This is a genomic window from Mycobacterium simiae (assembly GCF_008370645.1).
In the GTDB taxonomy this organism is placed as follows: Bacteria; Actinomycetota; Actinomycetes; order Mycobacteriales; family Mycobacteriaceae; genus Mycobacterium; species Mycobacterium simiae_A.
Map to the genome: position 1 here is coordinate 1 of NZ_VTZN01000038.1, position 16,792 is coordinate 16,792.

The window sequence follows — 16,792 nt, forward strand, 5'->3', positions numbered from 1 at the left end:
CGCGGATCTCGGCGGCCGCGCCGATCCCTACGTCAGCGCATCCGGGGTAGTAGACGTAGGTGGGTCGGTCGGTGACCAGGTAGGGCCGTGACCGCATCATCGTTTCCACGATGTTGAGATCCGATAGCGGCAGACCGTTGTACTTGGCGGCCTCGGCGAACCACAACGCCTTGAGTTCTTCTAGCTTGTCGGGGTAGTCAGCGGCTACGTCGTGGCACTGGCTGCGGTCCTTTTCGATGTGGAACAGCTCCCAGCGGTCGGCGTCGAAATGCGACCAACCTGCCGGTGTGGCGGCGTGGATGGTGTTGGCAAACCAGCCGCGATGCCAGATCCCGCGGGTACCGAGCATGGCGTAGAACTGGGTGTGTTTGCCGGTGTCAGCAGCCGGATTATCAAGGGCCGCTTTGAAACTCACACCGTCCAATGGCTTCTGCGGGACGCGCTTCACGACCTCGGGCGGGGTCATCCCCAACAGGTCGTAGACCGTCGGAGTGATGTCGCAGACGTTGACGTAGGTGTCGCGAACCTCGCCGTGCGCGGCAATACCGTTGGGCCAGGAGATGATTGCCGTGTCGGCAATGCCGCCTTCGTGCGAGGCATAGCGCTTGAACAGCTTGTAGGGCGTGTTGAAGGCCATCGCCCAGCCGATCGGGTAGTGGTTGTAGGTTTCCGGCCCGCCAAGGTGGTCGAAGAGCTTCATGCTTTCTTCCACCGTGTCGATGTAGCCGTTGAAGAATTTGCCCTCGTTCACCGACCCGTTGGGTCCGCCTTCGCCGCTGGCACCGTTGTCGGCGATCACCACGATGATGGTGTTGTCCAACTGTCCGGATTCTTCGAGATAGTCCAGGATCCGCCCGATCTGAGCGTCGGTATAGCTCAGGAAGCCGGCAAATACCTCGGCCATCCGGTTGAACAGCTTCTTCTCTTCGTCGCCCAGCGAGTCCCAGGGCCGCACCGTGTCCTGCAGCGGCCACGGCTCGCCTTGTGGTCCCTTCACGTCGAGATACGGGTTGATGGGCGACAATTCAGTGTCCGGCGGCACGATACCCATGGCCTTCTGCCGCTCCAGCACCACCTCGCGGTAGCGTTCGTATCCCATGTCGAAGGTGCCGGCGTACTTGTCCACCCACTCCTTGAACACGTGATGCGGGGCGTGACCGGCCCCCGGACATAGGTAGCTGAACCACGGCTTGTCCGGCGCAATGACCTTGGCGTCGCGGATGAATTGGATCGTCTTGTCGGCCAGGTCTTTCGACAGGTGATAGCCGTCCTCGGGAGTACCGGGCGGGCTCACCGGATGGTTGTCGTACACCAGGTCGGGATACCACTGGTCGGTCTCGCCACCCATGAACCCGTAGAAACGCTCGAAGCCGCGCGAGGTCGGCCAATGCCGCTTGGTCGAGGCCATATTAGCCTCCTCGAGCGGCGTCAGGTGCCACTTGCCCACGCAATAAGTGTTGTAACCGCGCTCGGCAAGCACTTCAGACAGCAGGGCGGTATCGGCCGGTATCCTGCCGTTGCAATTAGGGAACCCATCGGTGAATTCTTCGATGGTGGCCATCCCGACGGTGGTCGCGTTGCGGCCGGTCAGCAGCGATGCCCGGGTGGGCGAGCACAGCGCAGTGGTGTGAAACTGCGTCAGGCGCACGCCGCGTTCGGCGATCCGGGTCATCGCCGGCATGTCGACCAGACCACCGAAGCAGTCCCAGGTCGCGATGCCGGTGTCGTCCCAGACCAGATAGAGGATGTTTGGCGAGTTCTCCGGTGCCGTCGGCGCGGCGTAGGGACCCCAGTCCGGTTCCGAGTTGCGAATGTCCAGCTCGATCTTGCCGTTGAACTCGCCTACCACCGCTGGCCTCACTCCCGTAGTGGACTTACCCAGACATCGCGTGCAGATTACACCTGCCGACAGGCTAGTCAGCCCAACTCAGAAACGCCTGAGAGCTCAGGTCCGGCGCTTACCGCAGCTCCACGATCAGGTGCTTCGGTCCATTGCGGCGGTTGCTGCGCGCCCATTCGATGGGGCCAACAAGCGCGATGTGCTCGAAGCGATGCAGCAGTTCCTCGAAGAACACCCGCAGCTCCAGACGTATCACGGCAGCGCCCAGACAATAGTGCACGCCTTGACCAAAGCTCAGGTGCGGGTTGGGTCGTCGGGTGATGTCGAACTCGTCCGCACGGTCGAACACGCCGGCATCGCGGTTGGCGGAGGCCTCCCACACCAGCACCTTCTGGCCGGCCCGGATCGTCTTTTCGCCCAACGTGACATCGCGGGTGGCGGTGCGGCGCTTCGACGGCGACGGCGTCGTCCATCGCACTATCTCCTCGATCGCGGTCGGCATCAACTCCGGGTCACGGCGAAGCCGCTGGCACTGATCCGGGTGTTGCGCCAGAGCCAGCAGTCCGCCGGCGATAGCGTTGCGGGGGTCGTCTGTGGCGGCAGCGAACAGCTGGTGGAATAACAGATACAGCTCGGTGTCCGACAGGGCCGGTGCGCTGGGGTCGTCGAAGGCGGCGTTGACGACGATCGACAGCATGTCGTCGGCCGGTTCGGCGCGTTTGCGCGCGACGAGCTCCTGAAAGTAACTGTCCCTTCGCGATTCGGCGATTTCACCGAAAACCCATGACATATAAGCTTTTTCAGAGCCGCAAAAGTTGTAACCCGACTCGAACTCCGCCAGCAGCCAATGCCGGTCGCGCTCCGGTACCCCGAGCAGCATGCAGATCGTCTGCGTCGGCAGCTCGGGGGCTATGTCGACCGCGAAGTCGAACGCCACGCCGGGCTCGATCTCGTCGACCAATCGGCGGGCCCGCCGGCGCAGGTCTGCTTCGATTCGACGGATCATTCGCGGCCCGAGGCCAGGGCTGACCAACCGGCGGATGTCCGCGTGCCGTCGGCCGTCCATCATGCTGAGCACCTGGCCGGCGACCGACACGTCCTGCAGGATCGTGCCGCCGAAAGGTCGCCGACCGCCGGTGACGGATGAGAAAGTCACTGGGTCACGCAGCACCGCGATGGTTTCGGTATAGCCGGCCACCGACCAGAAGCCTTCGCCGTCGGGTGTGTGCTCGGTGGGCTGATGCCAAAACACCGGGGCCTCACGGCGATGGATCTCGAAGACGTCGTACGGGAATCCGTCGGCGAAGGTGTCCGGATTGGTGAGATCGACGCTGAGCGGGTCCAAGCACCGCCGGTCGAGGCTGGTTCCCATGATTACGGGCTGGTGTCGAGCATGCCCGCCTGCGCGCGTGGCGAGCGCAGCCTTGATGGGCAGCTCAGTTCACTCGACGATGCAGTCGGCCTCCTAGCTCGGTCCGACTGGGCCATCTCCTTATCGCGGAACAGGATGTCGCGGGACATGAAACTCCTCATGAGTATTTGCGAATAGGTCGATTACGAAAATTGCTAGCGCGGTTGGCAATGCGATGCCCGCGGCGGGCCGGGCTCGGCCTCACGGCAGCCGAGCCCGACGCCACCCGCTGGCTGCATACCAGGCGCCGAATGTGCGCCCTATAGCTAGGGGGCAAAACGCCTCATTCGACGCCGCCGTCGGCCTTGTAGAACGGATGCGAGTACGCGACCTCGTCTTCGCAGAACAGAATTTCGTGGGACATCCGATGAACCTCCTTTTTCGATCCGCCAACCATCATTGCGGCGCAAGATGGGCGTTAGGCGGATCGTGGAATCGCCACGCTAGCAGCCTGATTCGGCACCGTATGTCCGCCGACCGGCGGATTCGTGGACCGAGTTTTTGTCCCATGAGCGGCGGACAGACCTTGCTCCGCAAGTTGCTCCGGATGGCGCTCCGCGCTCCGCGCCTGGTTGGGCGGCAGAGGCAGATTGCTTGGCGTTTTCGACGATCTCATCGAGCGACGTCGTTCTCGTCGTGCGCCTTCACCTTGTTGGTGGTACGGATGATCTTGCCGTAGAGCGGATGATGTCGGCGGTCTTTCGGCTCGACCATAATCGTCCTGCGCAGCTCGTCGCTAACCGCGGGAGCCTGCGGAGTGTGCTTGGCGCCCGTGTCACGGGTATCCAACTCGAGGTTGCCACGACCAGCCAGACTCGCATGGCGCGCCGACTTGCCCACGGCGTGCGGACTCCTCACCGGCATTGTGGACCCGAGTGCCGTCAGTGAAATTTCACCACCAGGTGCCGCAATCCGTTGCGGCGGTTGCTAGGGATCCATTCGACGGGTCCCGCCACTCGGATGTGCTCATATCGGGGCAGTAGCTCCTCAAAGAACACACGCAATTCCAATCGGGCCAGGTTAGCCCCCACACAGTAGTGCACGCCTTGCCCGAACCCTAGATGCGGGTTTGGTGTTCGGGTGATGTCGAAGTTATTCGGATGGTCGAACACGCTGGCGTCGCGGTTGGCCGAGCCCTCCCAGACCAGCACCTTGTGACCCGCCTCGATCGACTGGCCACCGAGTTTGGTGGAGCGGGTAGCGGTACGCCGCTTGGACACCGAAGGTGTCGTCCACCGCACCATCTCTTCGATAGCAGTGGGCAGCAAGCTCTGATCGTGACGCAGCCGCTGCAGCTGCTCGGGATGTTCGATGAGAGCGAGCAGCCCACCGGCAATCACGCTACGAGTCGTGTCGGCACCCGCACCGAATAGCGTGTGAAAGAACAGATACACCTCGGTGTCCGACATGACCCGCGCGTCACCACCGTCGATGGTGGCGTTAGCGACGATGGACAGCATGTCATCGGCCGGCTCCGCGCGCTTCCGCGCGATCAGCTCATGGCAGTAACGGTCCCTTTTTGATTCGGCGATTTCCCCGAAGAGTTGCGCGAGGTAATCGGCTCGGGATCCGCGGAAATCCATCAGGGGCTCGAACTCTTCGGCTAACCAGTGCCGATCGTTCTCCGGTATACCGAGCAGGATGCAGATCATCTGCATTGGCAACTCGGCGGCGATGTCAACCGCGAAGTCGAGGGGTATGCCGGGTTCGATCTGGTCGAATAACCTACGGGCTCGGCCGCGTAGGTCATCTTCGACTCGGCGGATCATTCGCGGCCCCAGACCGGAGCCGATCAGCCGTCGTACGTCGGCATGCCGCGGATCGTCCATCATGTTCAGCGCCTGGCCAGCAACCGGCATATCCCGCAGCAATGTGCCGCCGAACGGTCGCTGACCACCGGTGACCGACGAATAGGTCACTGCGTCACGCAGCACTGCTGTGGTTTCTGCATACGAAGCCACCGACCAGAAGCCTTCAGCATCAGGTGTGTGCTCAGTGGGCTCGTGCCAGAACACCGGCGCTTCCCGACGGTGGATCTCAAAGACATCGTGCGGAAACCCGTCGGCAAAGTTGTCCGGATCCGTGAGATCGATTCCAAGCGGACTCGTGACGCTCATGACGCCAACGCGACTAGACGTTTTCGCATGACGTATAGGTTTGCATGCCCTTCCTTGTCGCCGTTGTACCTCGCCTGACAGGCATCGACCCACGCCAAGCGCTCAGGCAAGAGCCTGGGTTCCGTCAGCCAAATTCCACGACCAGGTGGCGCAAGCCGTTGCGGCGGTTGGTACCAATCCATGCCACGGCGGCTGTTAGCTGCTAGCGTCGAAGCGCAGTTCCTCGAAAACAGCCGCAGGCCCACCCGAGCCGGGTTCGCGCGCACAAAAGCATCCACACCTTGTCCAAAACCCGGGTGCGGTTGGGTTTCGGGCGATGTCGAAGTCGTTTGGACGAGGGCGGACCGATTCATTGACCAAGGTGTAGCACCATCGGCCAAGAAGGCGCTGGGTCATGTGACGAAAATAACTTGACCCAGCGCTTAGCGAACCTATTTGGTTCTTACTTGGCCTTCTCCAGGATCTCGACGAGCCGCCAGCGTTTGGTCGCCGACAGCGGACGGGTCTCCATCAGCGACACCCGGTCGCCGATGCCGGCGATGCTGTTCTCGTCGTGCGCCTTCACCTTCTTGGTGGTCCGAATGATCTTGCCGTACAACGGATGCCGCATGCGGTCTTCTAGCTCGACCACGATGGTCTTCTGCATCTTGTCGCTCACCACATACCCGATGCGCGTCTTGCGACGGCCGCGAGGCTTGGGCGTACTCGGAGTGTGCTTGGGGCCCTTGTCTTTGGCTACCGCGTCCTTGGCGATTGCCTGCGCGGTAGCCTTTGCGGGCGCCTTAGGTGCCGCCTTCGCCGCCTTGGGAGCAGCCTTTGCGCCAGTCTTAGCCTCTGCCATCACGATTCCTTAACGTCGGGACCATCGGAACCATCGGGTCCAGCCGCCAGACCCAGTTCTCGTTCACGTAGCACGGTGTAAACGCGTGCGATTTCCTGACGCACCGTACGGAGCCGGCGGTTGTTGTTGAGCTGACCGGTGGCCATTTGGAAGCGCAGGTTGAACAGCTCTTCTTTGGATTCGCGCAGGCGCTCGGTCAGCTCCTCGTCGGTAAGCTCACGCAGTTCGCCAGGGGATACTCCCACTGCCATCAGAACTGCTCCTCTCGGGTGACAATGCGGGCCTTGATCGGCAACTTGTGGATCGCGCGGGTCAGCGCCGCCCGAGCGATCGCTTCATTGGGGTAGCTGAGCTCGAACAGGACCCGGCCCGGCTTGACGTTGACCACCCACCACTCCGGAGATCCCTTACCCGAACCCATCCGCGTCTCGGCTGGTTTCTTGGTCAACGGACGGTCCGGGAAGATGTTGATCCACACCTTGCCGCCACGCTTGATGTGCCGGTTGATGGCGATACGGGCAGACTCGATCTGCCGGTTGGTGACATAGGCGTGCTCGAGAGCCTGAATGCCGTAATCGCCGAAGTTCACCGTCGTCCCGCCACTGGCGATGCCTCGCTGACGGGGATGGTGTTGCTTACGGTGCTTAACCTTGCGGGGAATCAACATGACTCAGTCACTCCGTACTCTGCGCTTCGACGGTCGCAGCGGCATCAGTTGACGACCCGGCAGCGGGCACCCCGCCGTCTTCGCCGCCTGCGGCGCGTCCAGCGTCGGTGCCGGTCGCTGTCGTGCCCGCAGCACCGCTGCGGCGTGGGCGGGTGCCTGCCGGCCGCTCACGGCGCGGACGCTCGGCGCCCGCGGGCACGGCGGCTGCCAGTTCCCGCTTACCGCCGACGATGTCGCCCTTGTAAATCCACACCTTCACGCCGATCCGACCGAAGGTGGTCTTGGCCTCATAGAGGCCGTAGTCGATGTCTGCGCGCAAGGTGTGCAGCGGGACACGGCCCTCCCGGTAGAACTCCGAGCGGCTCATCTCGGCCCCGCCGAGCCGACCCGAGCACTGCACCCGGATGCCCTTGACATTGGGCTGACGCATGGCCGACTGGATGGCCTTGCGCATCGCCCGGCGGAACGCCACTCGGTTGCTCAATTGCTCGGCAACCCCTTGAGCCACTAATTGGGCTTGCGACTCAGGGTTTTTCACTTCCAGAATGTTGAGCTGGACCTGCTTGCCGGTCAGCTTTTCCAGGTCCGCACGGATGCGGTCGGCTTCGGTGCCCCGGCGTCCGATGACGATGCCCGGCCGCGCGGTGTGGATGTCGACCCGGACCCGGTCGCGGGTCCGCTCGATTTCCACATCGGCGATCCCGGCACGCTCGAGGCCGCTGGACAGCAGCCGGCGAATGGCGACGTCCTCTTTGACGTAGTCGGCGTACTGCTTGTCGGCATACCAGCGCGACTTCCAGTCCGTGGTGATGCCCAGCCGGAACCCGTGCGGGTTGATCTTCTGGCCCACTAGTCTGAGCCTCCCTTCGCGTCAGAAGTCTCAGCAGACTTTGCCCTGGGCTTGGCTGCCACCTTCTTGGTAGGCGTCTTCTTGGCGGGTGCCTTAGCGGCGGCCTTGCTGCCTTCGGCGCGGCGCGCCCGCGACGACTTCGACGACCGCTGATCCTTGGACGGCCGGCTCTCCACCACTACCGTGATGTGGCTGGTGCGCTTGCGGATTCGGAACGCACGACCCTGAGCACGCGGTCGGATGCGCTTGGCCGTCGGGCCCTCATCGGCGTACACCGTGGCCACCACCAGGGTGGCCGGATCCAACCCATTGTTGTTCTGCGCGTTGGCCGCAGCGCTGGCAATGACCTTGGCCACCGGCTCGCTGGCGGCCTGCGGCGCCCAGCGCAGGATGTCGAGCGCGTCAGACACCGACCGGCCACGCACCAGGTCGATGACGCGGCGCGCCTTCCTCGGCGATACCCGCACAAACCGCGCCTTGGCGACGGCCGACGGATATTCGGTGGTGGTGCTCATCGGCGCTTACTCTTCCGGTCGTCTTTGATGTGTCCCTTAAAGGTGCGCGTCGGCGCGAATTCTCCAAGTTTGTGACCCACCATCGACTCGGTGACGAACACCGGCACGTGCTTGCGCCCGTCGTGCACCGCGAAGGTGTGACCGATGAAGTCCGGGATGATGGTCGAACGCCGCGACCAGGTCTTGATCACCTGCTTGGTGTTCTTCTCGTTCTGTACGTCGACCTTCTTGAGCAGGTGGCCGTCGACGAACGGGCCCTTCTTCAGGCTGCGTGGCATAGTTGACTACTCCTGAGACTTCCTGGGTCTGATTGGCTCGGCTCCTCCTCGCGCCGCACCGCTGCGCGCATCGTGGCCAGGCTAGCGCCCATGCTTCTTCCCGGTACGCCGGCGTCGGACGATGAGCTTGTTGCTCGCTTTGTTCGGACGGCGGGTGCGCCCTTCCTTCTTGCCCCACGGACTGACCGGGTGCCGGCCACCGGAGGTTTTTCCCTCACCACCGCCGTGCGGGTGGTCCACCGGGTTCATCACGACACCGCGGACCGACGGACGCTTACCCTTCCACCGCATCCGACCGGCCTTGCCCCAGTTAATGTTCGCCTGCTCGGCATTGCCGACCTCGCCGACCGTGGCTCGGCAGCGCACGTCGACCCGACGAATTTCGCCGCTGGGCATCCGCAGCGATGCGTAGCTGGCTTCCTTGCCGAGCAACTGAATGCTCGACCCGGCCGAGCGCGCGAGTTTGGCACCACCCCCGGGCCGCAACTCCACGGCGTGGACCAAGGTGCCGGCCGGGATGTTGCGCAGCGGCAGGTTGTTGCCGGGCTTGATGTCGGCGTTGGGGCCCGATTCCACCACGTCACCCTGCGCAAGTCCGTTGGGCGCAATGATGTAGCGCTTGTCGCCGTCGAGATAATGCAGTAGCGCAATCCGCGCCGTACGGTTCGGGTCGTATTCGATGTGCGCGACCTTGGCGTTGACACCATCTTTGTCATTGCGGCGAAAGTCGATCAGCCGGTAGGCGCGCTTGTGGCCACCACCCTTATGCCGCGTGGTGATCCGGCCGTGCGCGTTGCGCCCACCGTGACCGTGCAGCGGGCGCACCAGCGACTTCTCCGGAGTTGACCGGGTGATCTCGGCGAAATCGGACACACTTGCGCCGCGACGACCGGGGGTCGTCGGCTTGTACTTGCGAATTGCCATGTCTAGTCAGGTCTTTCTCTCGCGCGCTGCTGGCTACGCCGGTGCTCCGAACAGGTCAATCGGCTTGCTGCCTGGCGCCAGGGTCACAATGGCGCGCTTGGTGTTCTTGCGCCGGCCGTATCCGGTCCGGGTACGCTTGCGCTTGCCCGGCCGGTTCGCGGTGTTCACCGATGCGACCTTGACCGCGAAGATTTGCTCGACAGCGATCTTGATCTGCGTCTTGTTCGAATCGGGGCGTACCACAAAGGTGTACACGTTGTCGTCGAGCAGCCCGTAGGACTTTTCCGAGATGACCGGCGCCAGGATGATGTCGCGGGGGTCAGCGATCGTCGCCATTAGGCCGAAACCTCCTCGGGAGTGTTGGCGGCTGTGTTGGCAGCGATGTAGGCGGTGAGTGCCTCAACGCTGAAAATCACGTCGTCGGCGCGCAGCACGTCATAGGTGTTGAGCTGGTCGGGCGACAGGATGTGCACACCGGGCAGGTTGCGCACGCTCTTGGCGCCGGCCACGTCGTCACGTCCGACGACCACCAAGACCTGCTTGCGGTCGGTCAGTGTGGCCAAAAATGCCTTAGCACTTTTGGTCGACGGGGTTTGACCCGCCACCAGCTCGGTGATGGCGTGAATGCGCCCGTTGCGCGCCCGATCCGACAATGCCCCGCGCAACGCGGCCGTGATCATTTTCTTGGGTGTGCGCTGGCTGTAGTCCCGCGGCTTGGGCCCGTGCACCACGCCGCCACCGGTGAACTGCGGAGCCCGCGTCGAGCCCTGACGAGCGCGACCGGTTCCCTTCTGCCGGTAGGGTTTACGGCCGCCACCACTGACATCGCCGCGCGTCTTGGTCGAGTGCGTACCCTGTCGCGCCGCGGCCCGCTGCGCGGTAACTACCTGGTGCATCAGCGCGATATTCGCTGGAACGTCGAACAATTCGGCCGGCAGCTCGATGGCGCCTTCGACCTTGCCGGCCGGCGTCTTGACGTCAATCTTGAGGGTGGTAGCAGCCATCACTTTTCACCTCGCTTGATCGCGCTGCGGACCATCACGAGTCCGCCGGTGCGGCCGGGGACCGCACCTTTGATCAACAGCACACCGTTTTCGGCATCGACCTTGTGCACCACCAGGTTCTGTACAGTCACCCGGTCATTGCCCATCCGGCCGGCCATCCGGGTGCCTTTGAACACCCGTGCCGGGGTGGCACAACCGCCGATGGAACCCGGCCGCCGGTGCACCGCCTGGGCGCCGTGAGCAGCGCCCTGACCACGGAACCCGTGCCGCTTCATGGTGCCGGCGAAGCCTTTGCCCTTAGAGGTTCCGGTCACGTCGACGTAGCTGCCGTCGGCGAATATCTCCGCCGTCAGCTCCTGACCGACCTCGTACTCAGTCACGGCCTGCGGGTCGTCGAGCCGCAGTTCGGCCAGATGACGACGCGGGTTAACGCTCGCCGCGGTGTACTGACCGGTCAGCGGCTTGTTGACCTTGCGCGGGCTGATTTCGCCGTAAGCCAGCTGGACGGCGCTGTACCCGTCACGCTCCGGCGTGCGGATGCGGGTAACGACGTTCGGTCCCGCCTTGACCACGGTCACCGGCACGACTTTGTTGTTCTCGTCGAACACCTGTGTCATGCCCAGCTTGGTACCTAGAATGCCTTTTCTCGCCATTGGTCGCCGATCTCCTACTGGATATTGACGTCGACGCTGGCCGGAAGATCGATGCGCATAAGTGCGTCAACTGTCTTCGGCGTCGGATCGAGGATGTCAATCAACCGCTTGTGCGTGCGCATCTCGAAGTGCTCCCGCGAGTCCTTGTATTTATGCGGGGAGCGGATGACGCAATACACGTTCTTCTCGGTCGGCAGTGGCACCGGACCCACAACGCTGGCACCCGTGCGGACGACGGTTTCGACGATCTTGCGCGCCGAAGCGTCGATAGCCTCGTGGTCGTAGGCCTTCAGCCTGATGCGGATCTTCTGTCCCGCCACGCTTCTCCTACCTCACTTGAACTCAAGGCCCGGGTCCGGACCTGGTGCCCCCAGCCCGCCGCTAGACCCCGGCCTGGCCCGGGTTTTGCTAGCACGCGCCGGATGCTGCGCCGCTGTTCACCTGTCGTGGTCCACCGACCCCCGCGGTCGGGCGTGTCGCCCGCACGCAGCCTCGTAGGCGGCCGAATTGGTCGCGCTCCAAGGATGGGGCCGGACGCGCCCGTGTGGGCGCCGGTCGTGTGCCCGGCCAGGCGCGAACCTGGCGCAAGGCAACCTGAACAGTATGCCCTAGATCACGGCTCCGGCCAAAATCCCAGGCTAAGTGTCAGTCCGGCGTCAAAGGCACCCCTGCGATATGACCGTGACCGACGCGCAAGCCGACATATGGCGATAGATGTAGGGCCAGGTGAGGGCCGCCTGAGCAGCCCTGTGTCAAGCCGCGATGTGGCTGCGGCTTTGGATGAGGCATTCGAGGGCTTCGTGTTGGTCGGGGTGGTAGGCGGCGTCGTCTGCCAGCAGTGCCAGATGACATGGATCAATGCGCGGGCCAGGATGCGGCAATCCGTCCAAGATCACCGACCTAAGGATGGTGCACCGCTGAACATACGTAGACATGCGCGCCGAGCTGGTCGACCACCACGACAGACCGCGGCCGCGCCGTCGACCCATTGAATCCAGTTAGCGGAACGCGCCAATCTGGATACTGCGCGGGGCCCGCACCGGCTGCGGGTTCCCGGAGAAGGACTGTGAAAATGCCGGTCCAGCTATAACCGGGTCAGGACCGGAAATACTGTCTGCATTCCGTGTCGACCCTTGATCTCAATCTGTTCAGCCTCGCCCCACGCGTATTGCGGCTCAACGGCGGCGTGTACGACATCGGTGACCATCACTGGCGCGCGGCGGCCGCGTCCAGCGATGCCGGCCAGACGAAACGCCAAGTTCGTCGAGTCGCCGAGAACGGCCTCGGCCAATCTCGGCATCGCCGTTAGCGCAGCCTTTCCCTGCACCACGGCCCAACCCATATGTATCGGAGAGCCGTCCGTGTGGCGCAACGGCAGCTCCGGTCCGATCTCGTTGACCAGCCGGTTTGCCGCAAGTGCGAAGTCGATCGCAAGCTCGTTTGCCTGCGGGAGCGCCTGTAACTCCCATACTGCATACAGCGCGTCACCTGCGTAGTGGTTGAGCGTGCCGCGATGTTCGCGCAGAACGTAACCAAGCTGCTGCCAGAGGGTATGTAAGCTGCGCGCGATCAGCATGACGTCTGTGACCTGCGAAATTGCCGAGTAGTCGGTGATATCGCCGACAACTAACACCATCGACGCCTCGCTGATCTCCCGGTACGTCAAATCCGGATCGAGCTTCCTCACTGCATTGAACCGATCCGTCTGGAACGTCATATCAACCTTGCCGATGCGGATCCGATCATGCGCCTGAATGGGCGCCGGAAAACCGCGTTCCAGCCGCAGCCCGTTGAGCCATGTCCCATTGGTGCTGCTATCAATCACGAAAGCCTGATCTGCAGCGACATCCAAGCGGATCTCGAAGTGATTCCGCGAGACCGCCGGATCGGGGATCAGGAGTCTGCGCAGCGCGGTGATCCCCGCGCACTCGCGACCGACATAAAGCTGATCGAAAATCGGCACCACCGAATCGCGACCGCCTATGTGCGCGATCAGATAGCCCAGCGGTTCAGAAGTCTCCTGACCGCGCCGAGCCGCGTCCAGGTCATCCACACGGGGCCTCCTCGCAGCGATACCAATCTTGTCTGGATCAATCATTCTCCACGTTTCGTGGAGCATCAATTCCGGCGCCGTAGCTCTAGACCTACCTACTCGGCGGATAAAACCGTTTGGTTGAGCTCGTCGCGCGATCCTTTCAACCCGAAGTATAGTGTTGCGTGTTGTTTTGTTCACCACGCTAGTGGTTTTTGTAACGGCTTAATTGATTGATATTTAGATCGCCTGGTGGCACCGGATTGGCGCGTGAACGGGATTGCTATGGTCGGAATTCTCAAGCGGGCGTGGCTGCCGCTGGTTATCGCGGCGGCCTTGGTTGTCGGCGGCCTTATCACCTATCGATTGCATGGAATATTTGGTGCGCGCAGCGTTTCGACGGGTGACCAGGTCGAAGTGATCGTGCCGATAAGTGTAAAGCAGGTGCGGTATGAGGTTTTTGGTCCCGTGGGCACGGTGGGACTCGTCAACTACCTGGACGAGGACGCTCAGCCGCGGCGGGCGAGTTTCGCCACCCTGCCGTGGTCGCACACGTTAACCACGACCCTGCCGGGCGTCTTCGCCAACGTGGTGGCCCAGGGCAATAGCGACATGATCGGCTGCCGCATCGTCGTCAACGGCGAGGTCAGAGACGAGCAGTCGGTGAGCGGCCTGAACGCCCAGACTTTCTGCTTGGTGAAGGCCGCATGACCAGCGCTGACGCCGAGCGACCGTTTCTGGCACGTACGATCTGGCGGCTGGCGCTGCCGATTATCTTGGGCTGGGTGGCGCTCACCGTCATCCTGCCCGTCGCCGCACCCAAGCTAGAAGTGGTCGAGCGCGAAAACACGGTGGCTTTGTTGCCTAAGAATGCCCCATCGTTGATCGCGATGAAACGCATGGGCAAGCAGTTTCAGGAGTTCGACTCCGACAGCGTCGCCATGGTGGTGCTGGTGGGTGACCAGCCGCTGGGTGTCGACACGCGCCGCTACTACGACGAACTGGTGAGCCAACTCGAACGCGACACCAAACATGTCCAGCACGTCCAGAACTACTGGGGCGATCTGGTCACGGCGGCGGGCAACCAGAGCGCCGACAGCAAGGCCGCCTATGTGCAGGTGAACCTCGCCGGTGACCAGGGCGAGACGTTGGCGGACGAGTCGGTGCACACCGTCGAAAGCATCGTGGCGCACTCGCACCCGCCGGCGGGTGTCAAGGCGTACGTCACCGGACAGGCACCGCTGACCACCGACACCACCGAGGCCGGCGACAGGAGCCTGGGGAAGCGAGTGGCGATAACGATCGCCGTTGCAACGGCCATGCTGCTTGTCCTCTATCGCTCCATCAGCACCGTGCTACTCGTGCTCGGCGTGATCTTCGTCGAACTGGGCACCGCGCGGGCCGCGGTCGCGATAATTGGAAACCTTCACCTAATTGGGTTTACTACCTTCGCCGTCAGCCTGCTCATGTCGCTGGCAATAGCGGCCGGCACCGACTACGCGATATTTTTTATCGGCCGGTATCACGAAGCGCGCCGGGCCGGCGAGGATCGTGAGGAAGCTTTTTACACCACCTATCGCGGGGTCGCCAAGGTCGTCTTGGGCTCAGGCCTCACCGTTGTAGGTGCCTTGCTGTGCCTTCGCATAACACGGCTGCCATATCTCAATACCCTCGCGATTCCGTGCGCAGTGGGGCTGCTCATCGTGATCGCAGCCTCGCTCACCCTGGTTCCGGCCATCCTCGTCACCGGCGGCCGGTTCGGCCTGCTTGAAGCCAAGCGACCGGCCAACGTGCGCAGATGGCGGCGCATAGGAACCGCGGTCGTGCGCTGGCCGACGCCGGTCCTAGCCGGCGCCTTGATCGTCTCCGTCGTCGGGGGGCTCGCCCTACCGGGGTATCGGACCAGCTACGACAACCGCCATTACATTCCGGCTAACCTGCTATCTAATGTCGGAGACGCGGCCGCCGAACAGCATTTCAGCAACGCACGCCTTAACCCCGACCTACTGCTAATCGAAGCCGACCAGGACCTTCGGGATCCGCGAGACATGCTCGTCCTGGACAGGATCGCGAAAAACATCTTCCGCCTCCCCGGCATTGCCCGGGTGCAGAGCATCACCAGGCCCCTTGGATACAACATCGAGCACGGCACGCTACCGTTTCAGATCGGCATGCAACCGGTCTCCATCAGGGAGAATTTGCAGTATCTAAAGGATCGCACGGCCGACATTCTCAAGATGGGCCGCGACGACCTAGGCACCATGATCACGATCTTGGAGCGCTCCTATGACTTGGCGCGCGACCTGACCGACACCACGCATCATCTGGTCGGCACGTCGCAAGATCTGGATGCCATCACCAGTTCGCTCCGAGACTTGCTGGCTGATTTCGACGACTTCTGGAGGCCGATCCGCAGCTACTTCTACTGGGAAAAGCACTGCTTCGACATTCCACTGTGCTGGTCGCTGCGATCGGTTTTTGACTCGCTGGACAGCATCAACCTGATCAGCGAAAACATCAAGGCACTGGTGCAGGACCTAGACCACATCGACACACTGGCGCCCCAACTCCTCGCTCAGCTGCCGCCGATGATCGCGGTCGCGAAATCCATCCAAGCCACGACATTGACCCTCTACAGCAGTGCTTCGGACCTGATAACCCAAATGGATCGCATGACCGACACGACGACGCTGATGGGCAAATTCTTTGACGAGGCGAAAATCGACGACTTCTTCTACATCCCTCCGGAGGTGTTCGATAGCCCAGACTTCAAGCGGGGACTCAAACTGCTGGTCTCCTCCGACGGCAAGGCCGCTCGCATCATCATCACCCACGATGTTGACCCCGCGACCCCCGAAGGCATCTCGCACGTCGATGCCGAGATCAAGGCCGCGCGCGAAGCTGTGAAGGGAACGCCGTTAGCAAACGCCAAGTTCTATCTCGGCGGCACCGCAGCGACCTTCAAAGACATACAGGAATCCACCAAGTACGACGTGATGATCGAGGCCCTGGCGGCCCTGATCCTCATCTTCATCGTGATGCTGGTGATCACGCGGGCCCTGATCGCCTCGCTGGTGATCGTCGGCACGGTAGTGCTGTCGCTGGCTACCGGCTTTGGGCTTTCCGTGCTGGTCTGGCAGCACCTTGTGGGCTTGCAATTGCACTGGATGGTGCTGGCATTCTCGGTCACCATCCTGCTTGCTGTGGGATCTGACTACAACCTGTTGCTGGTCTCCCGGTTCAAGGAGGAAGTCGGTGCCGGGCTGAAGACCGGCATGATCCGGTCCATGGGCGGCACCGGCGGCGTCGTGACGGCCGCGGGCCTGGTGTTCGCCTTCACCATGGGAGCTTTGGTGTTCAATGAGCTGCGCACGATCGGGCAAGGTGGCTCGACCATCTGCCTGGGCCTGCTGGTCGACACCTTGGTTGTGCGCTCGCTGATGACGCCGTCCATCGCCACACTGCTGGGGCGTTGGTTTTGGTGGCCGCTGAGGGTGCGCTCCCGACCTGCACGTGCTGGGGTAACGGCCGGCTCCCCGTCGGCATCGTCCTCGGCTTAGGCGGGCTTAGGCGGGCTTAGGCGGGCTTAGGCGCAGATTTCGTCGCGGCGCCGATCCGCGGTGTCCCGGCGGTCGGCGGAAGGTTCTACGCCACGGTATT

The 16,792-nt window shown here is 62.8% G+C and carries 18 protein-coding genes and 1 pseudogene; 2 read left to right on the plus strand and 17 right to left on the minus strand.

Annotated elements, in window-relative coordinates; all coding sequences use genetic code 11:
* From F0Q45_RS08715 to F0Q45_RS08790, 17 genes and pseudogenes are all read right to left on the minus strand, one after another.
* The coding region (locus tag F0Q45_RS08715) for an arylsulfatase (protein WP_188112843.1) at window positions 1-1,861 on the minus strand (1,861 nt) is incomplete at its 3' end.
* Window positions 1,862-1,958: 97 nt separating this feature from the next.
* Window positions 1,959-3,212: a cytochrome P450 gene (locus F0Q45_RS08720; protein WP_149653564.1), complete on the minus strand. Its 1,254-nt coding sequence runs from the start codon at window positions 3,210-3,212 to the stop codon at window positions 1,959-1,961.
* 657 nt (window positions 3,213-3,869) lie between these two features.
* Window positions 3,870-4,064: pseudogene (gene rpsQ / locus F0Q45_RS08725) on the minus strand (30S ribosomal protein S17); the annotation flags it as partial.
* A gap of 68 nt (window positions 4,065-4,132) precedes the next feature.
* Window positions 4,133-5,368 carry a cytochrome P450 gene (locus F0Q45_RS08730; RefSeq protein WP_149653566.1) on the minus strand — a complete coding sequence of 412 codons (1,236 nt, stop codon included), beginning with the start codon at window positions 5,366-5,368 and terminating at the stop codon, window positions 4,133-4,135.
* A gap of 442 nt (window positions 5,369-5,810) precedes the next feature.
* Window positions 5,811-6,212, minus strand: a complete 402-nt coding sequence (gene rpsQ, locus F0Q45_RS08735; protein WP_149653567.1) for a 30S ribosomal protein S17 — start codon at window positions 6,210-6,212, stop codon at window positions 5,811-5,813.
* Window positions 6,209-6,460 carry a 50S ribosomal protein L29 gene (rpmC, locus tag F0Q45_RS08740; protein ID WP_149653568.1) on the minus strand — a complete coding sequence of 84 codons (252 nt, stop codon included), beginning with the start codon at window positions 6,458-6,460 and terminating at the stop codon, window positions 6,209-6,211. Before rpmC ends, rpsQ (F0Q45_RS08735) begins: the two co-directional genes overlap by 4 nt.
* Window positions 6,460-6,876, minus strand: a complete 417-nt coding sequence (gene rplP / locus F0Q45_RS08745; protein WP_149653569.1) for a 50S ribosomal protein L16 — start codon at window positions 6,874-6,876, stop codon at window positions 6,460-6,462. The genes rpmC and rplP overlap by 1 nt, the downstream gene beginning before the upstream one ends.
* Before the next feature lie 7 nt (window positions 6,877-6,883).
* Complete coding sequence (gene rpsC / locus F0Q45_RS08750) at window positions 6,884-7,726, minus strand: 30S ribosomal protein S3 (RefSeq protein WP_149653570.1); 843 nt, start codon at window positions 7,724-7,726, stop codon at window positions 6,884-6,886.
* Window positions 7,726-8,241 (minus strand): 50S ribosomal protein L22, encoded by a 516-nt coding sequence (rplV, locus tag F0Q45_RS08755; protein ID WP_149653571.1) that lies wholly within the window; start codon window positions 8,239-8,241, stop codon window positions 7,726-7,728. The genes rpsC and rplV overlap by 1 nt, the downstream gene beginning before the upstream one ends.
* Window positions 8,238-8,519, minus strand: coding sequence for a 30S ribosomal protein S19 (gene rpsS, locus F0Q45_RS08760; protein WP_031732414.1), 282 nt, complete (start codon window positions 8,517-8,519; stop codon window positions 8,238-8,240). The genes rplV and rpsS overlap by 4 nt, the downstream gene beginning before the upstream one ends.
* Before the next feature lie 81 nt (window positions 8,520-8,600).
* The gene (gene rplB / locus F0Q45_RS08765) at window positions 8,601-9,443 is read right to left on the minus strand and encodes a 50S ribosomal protein L2 (protein WP_149653572.1); all 843 of its coding nucleotides are present in this window, start codon (window positions 9,441-9,443) and stop codon (window positions 8,601-8,603) included.
* A gap of 33 nt (window positions 9,444-9,476) precedes the next feature.
* Window positions 9,477-9,779 carry a 50S ribosomal protein L23 gene (gene rplW, locus F0Q45_RS08770; protein WP_149653573.1) on the minus strand — a complete coding sequence of 101 codons (303 nt, stop codon included), beginning with the start codon at window positions 9,777-9,779 and terminating at the stop codon, window positions 9,477-9,479.
* On the minus strand, window positions 9,779-10,447 hold the full coding sequence (rplD, locus tag F0Q45_RS08775) for a 50S ribosomal protein L4 (protein ID WP_149653574.1): 669 nt from the start codon (window positions 10,445-10,447) through the stop codon (window positions 9,779-9,781). Before rplD ends, rplW begins: the two co-directional genes overlap by 1 nt.
* Complete coding sequence (gene rplC, locus F0Q45_RS08780; protein WP_149653575.1) at window positions 10,447-11,100, minus strand: 50S ribosomal protein L3; 654 nt, start codon at window positions 11,098-11,100, stop codon at window positions 10,447-10,449. The genes rplD and rplC overlap by 1 nt, the downstream gene beginning before the upstream one ends.
* A 14-nt stretch (window positions 11,101-11,114) precedes the next feature.
* Window positions 11,115-11,420 (minus strand): 30S ribosomal protein S10, encoded by a 306-nt coding sequence (gene rpsJ / locus F0Q45_RS08785; protein WP_003873519.1) that lies wholly within the window; start codon window positions 11,418-11,420, stop codon window positions 11,115-11,117.
* Between the two features lie 432 nt (window positions 11,421-11,852).
* Window positions 11,853-11,996, minus strand: coding sequence for a hypothetical protein (locus F0Q45_RS27580; RefSeq protein WP_188112844.1), 144 nt, complete (start codon window positions 11,994-11,996; stop codon window positions 11,853-11,855).
* A gap of 188 nt (window positions 11,997-12,184) precedes the next feature.
* Window positions 12,185-13,333 (minus strand): adenylate/guanylate cyclase domain-containing protein, encoded by a 1,149-nt coding sequence (locus F0Q45_RS08790; protein ID WP_262490922.1) that lies wholly within the window; start codon window positions 13,331-13,333, stop codon window positions 12,185-12,187.
* Between the two features lie 84 nt (window positions 13,334-13,417).
* Between F0Q45_RS08790 and F0Q45_RS08795 the strand changes: the two genes are divergently transcribed.
* Together F0Q45_RS08795 and F0Q45_RS08800 are read left to right on the plus strand one after the other, a co-directional pair.
* Entirely contained in the window at window positions 13,418-13,843 is a 426-nt protein-coding gene (locus F0Q45_RS08795; protein WP_149653590.1) for an MmpS family transport accessory protein, read from the plus strand.
* Complete coding sequence (locus tag F0Q45_RS08800) at window positions 13,840-16,692, plus strand: MMPL/RND family transporter (protein WP_149653576.1); 2,853 nt, start codon at window positions 13,840-13,842, stop codon at window positions 16,690-16,692. Before F0Q45_RS08795 ends, F0Q45_RS08800 begins: the two co-directional genes overlap by 4 nt.
* Window positions 16,693-16,792 lie beyond the last annotated feature (100 nt).

Excerpts from the sequence above, each read along its gene's own strand:
- F0Q45_RS08720 (WP_149653564.1), bottom strand. The coding sequence starts at position 3,212 with ATGGGAACCAGCCTCGACCGGCGGTGCTTGGACCCGCTCAGCGTCGAT.
- F0Q45_RS08730 (WP_149653566.1), bottom strand. The coding sequence starts at position 5,368 with ATGAGCGTCACGAGTCCGCTTGGAATCGATCTCACGGATCCGGACAAC.
- rpmC (WP_149653568.1), bottom strand. The coding sequence starts at position 6,460 with ATGGCAGTGGGAGTATCCCCTGGCGAACTGCGTGAGCTTACCGACGAG.
- rplP (WP_149653569.1), bottom strand. The coding sequence starts at position 6,876 with ATGTTGATTCCCCGCAAGGTTAAGCACCGTAAGCAACACCATCCCCGT.
- rplV (WP_149653571.1), bottom strand. The coding sequence starts at position 8,241 with ATGAGCACCACCACCGAATATCCGTCGGCCGTCGCCAAGGCGCGGTTT.
- rpsS (WP_031732414.1), bottom strand. The coding sequence starts at position 8,519 with ATGCCACGCAGCCTGAAGAAGGGCCCGTTCGTCGACGGCCACCTGCTC.
- rplB (WP_149653572.1), bottom strand. The coding sequence starts at position 9,443 with ATGGCAATTCGCAAGTACAAGCCGACGACCCCCGGTCGTCGCGGCGCA.
- rplW (WP_149653573.1), bottom strand. The coding sequence starts at position 9,779 with ATGGCGACGATCGCTGACCCCCGCGACATCATCCTGGCGCCGGTCATC.
- rplD (WP_149653574.1), bottom strand. The coding sequence starts at position 10,447 with ATGGCTGCTACCACCCTCAAGATTGACGTCAAGACGCCGGCCGGCAAG.
- rplC (WP_149653575.1), bottom strand. The coding sequence starts at position 11,100 with ATGGCGAGAAAAGGCATTCTAGGTACCAAGCTGGGCATGACACAGGTG.
- F0Q45_RS08795 (WP_149653590.1), top strand. The coding sequence starts at position 13,418 with ATGGTCGGAATTCTCAAGCGGGCGTGGCTGCCGCTGGTTATCGCGGCG.
- F0Q45_RS08800 (WP_149653576.1), top strand. The coding sequence starts at position 13,840 with ATGACCAGCGCTGACGCCGAGCGACCGTTTCTGGCACGTACGATCTGG.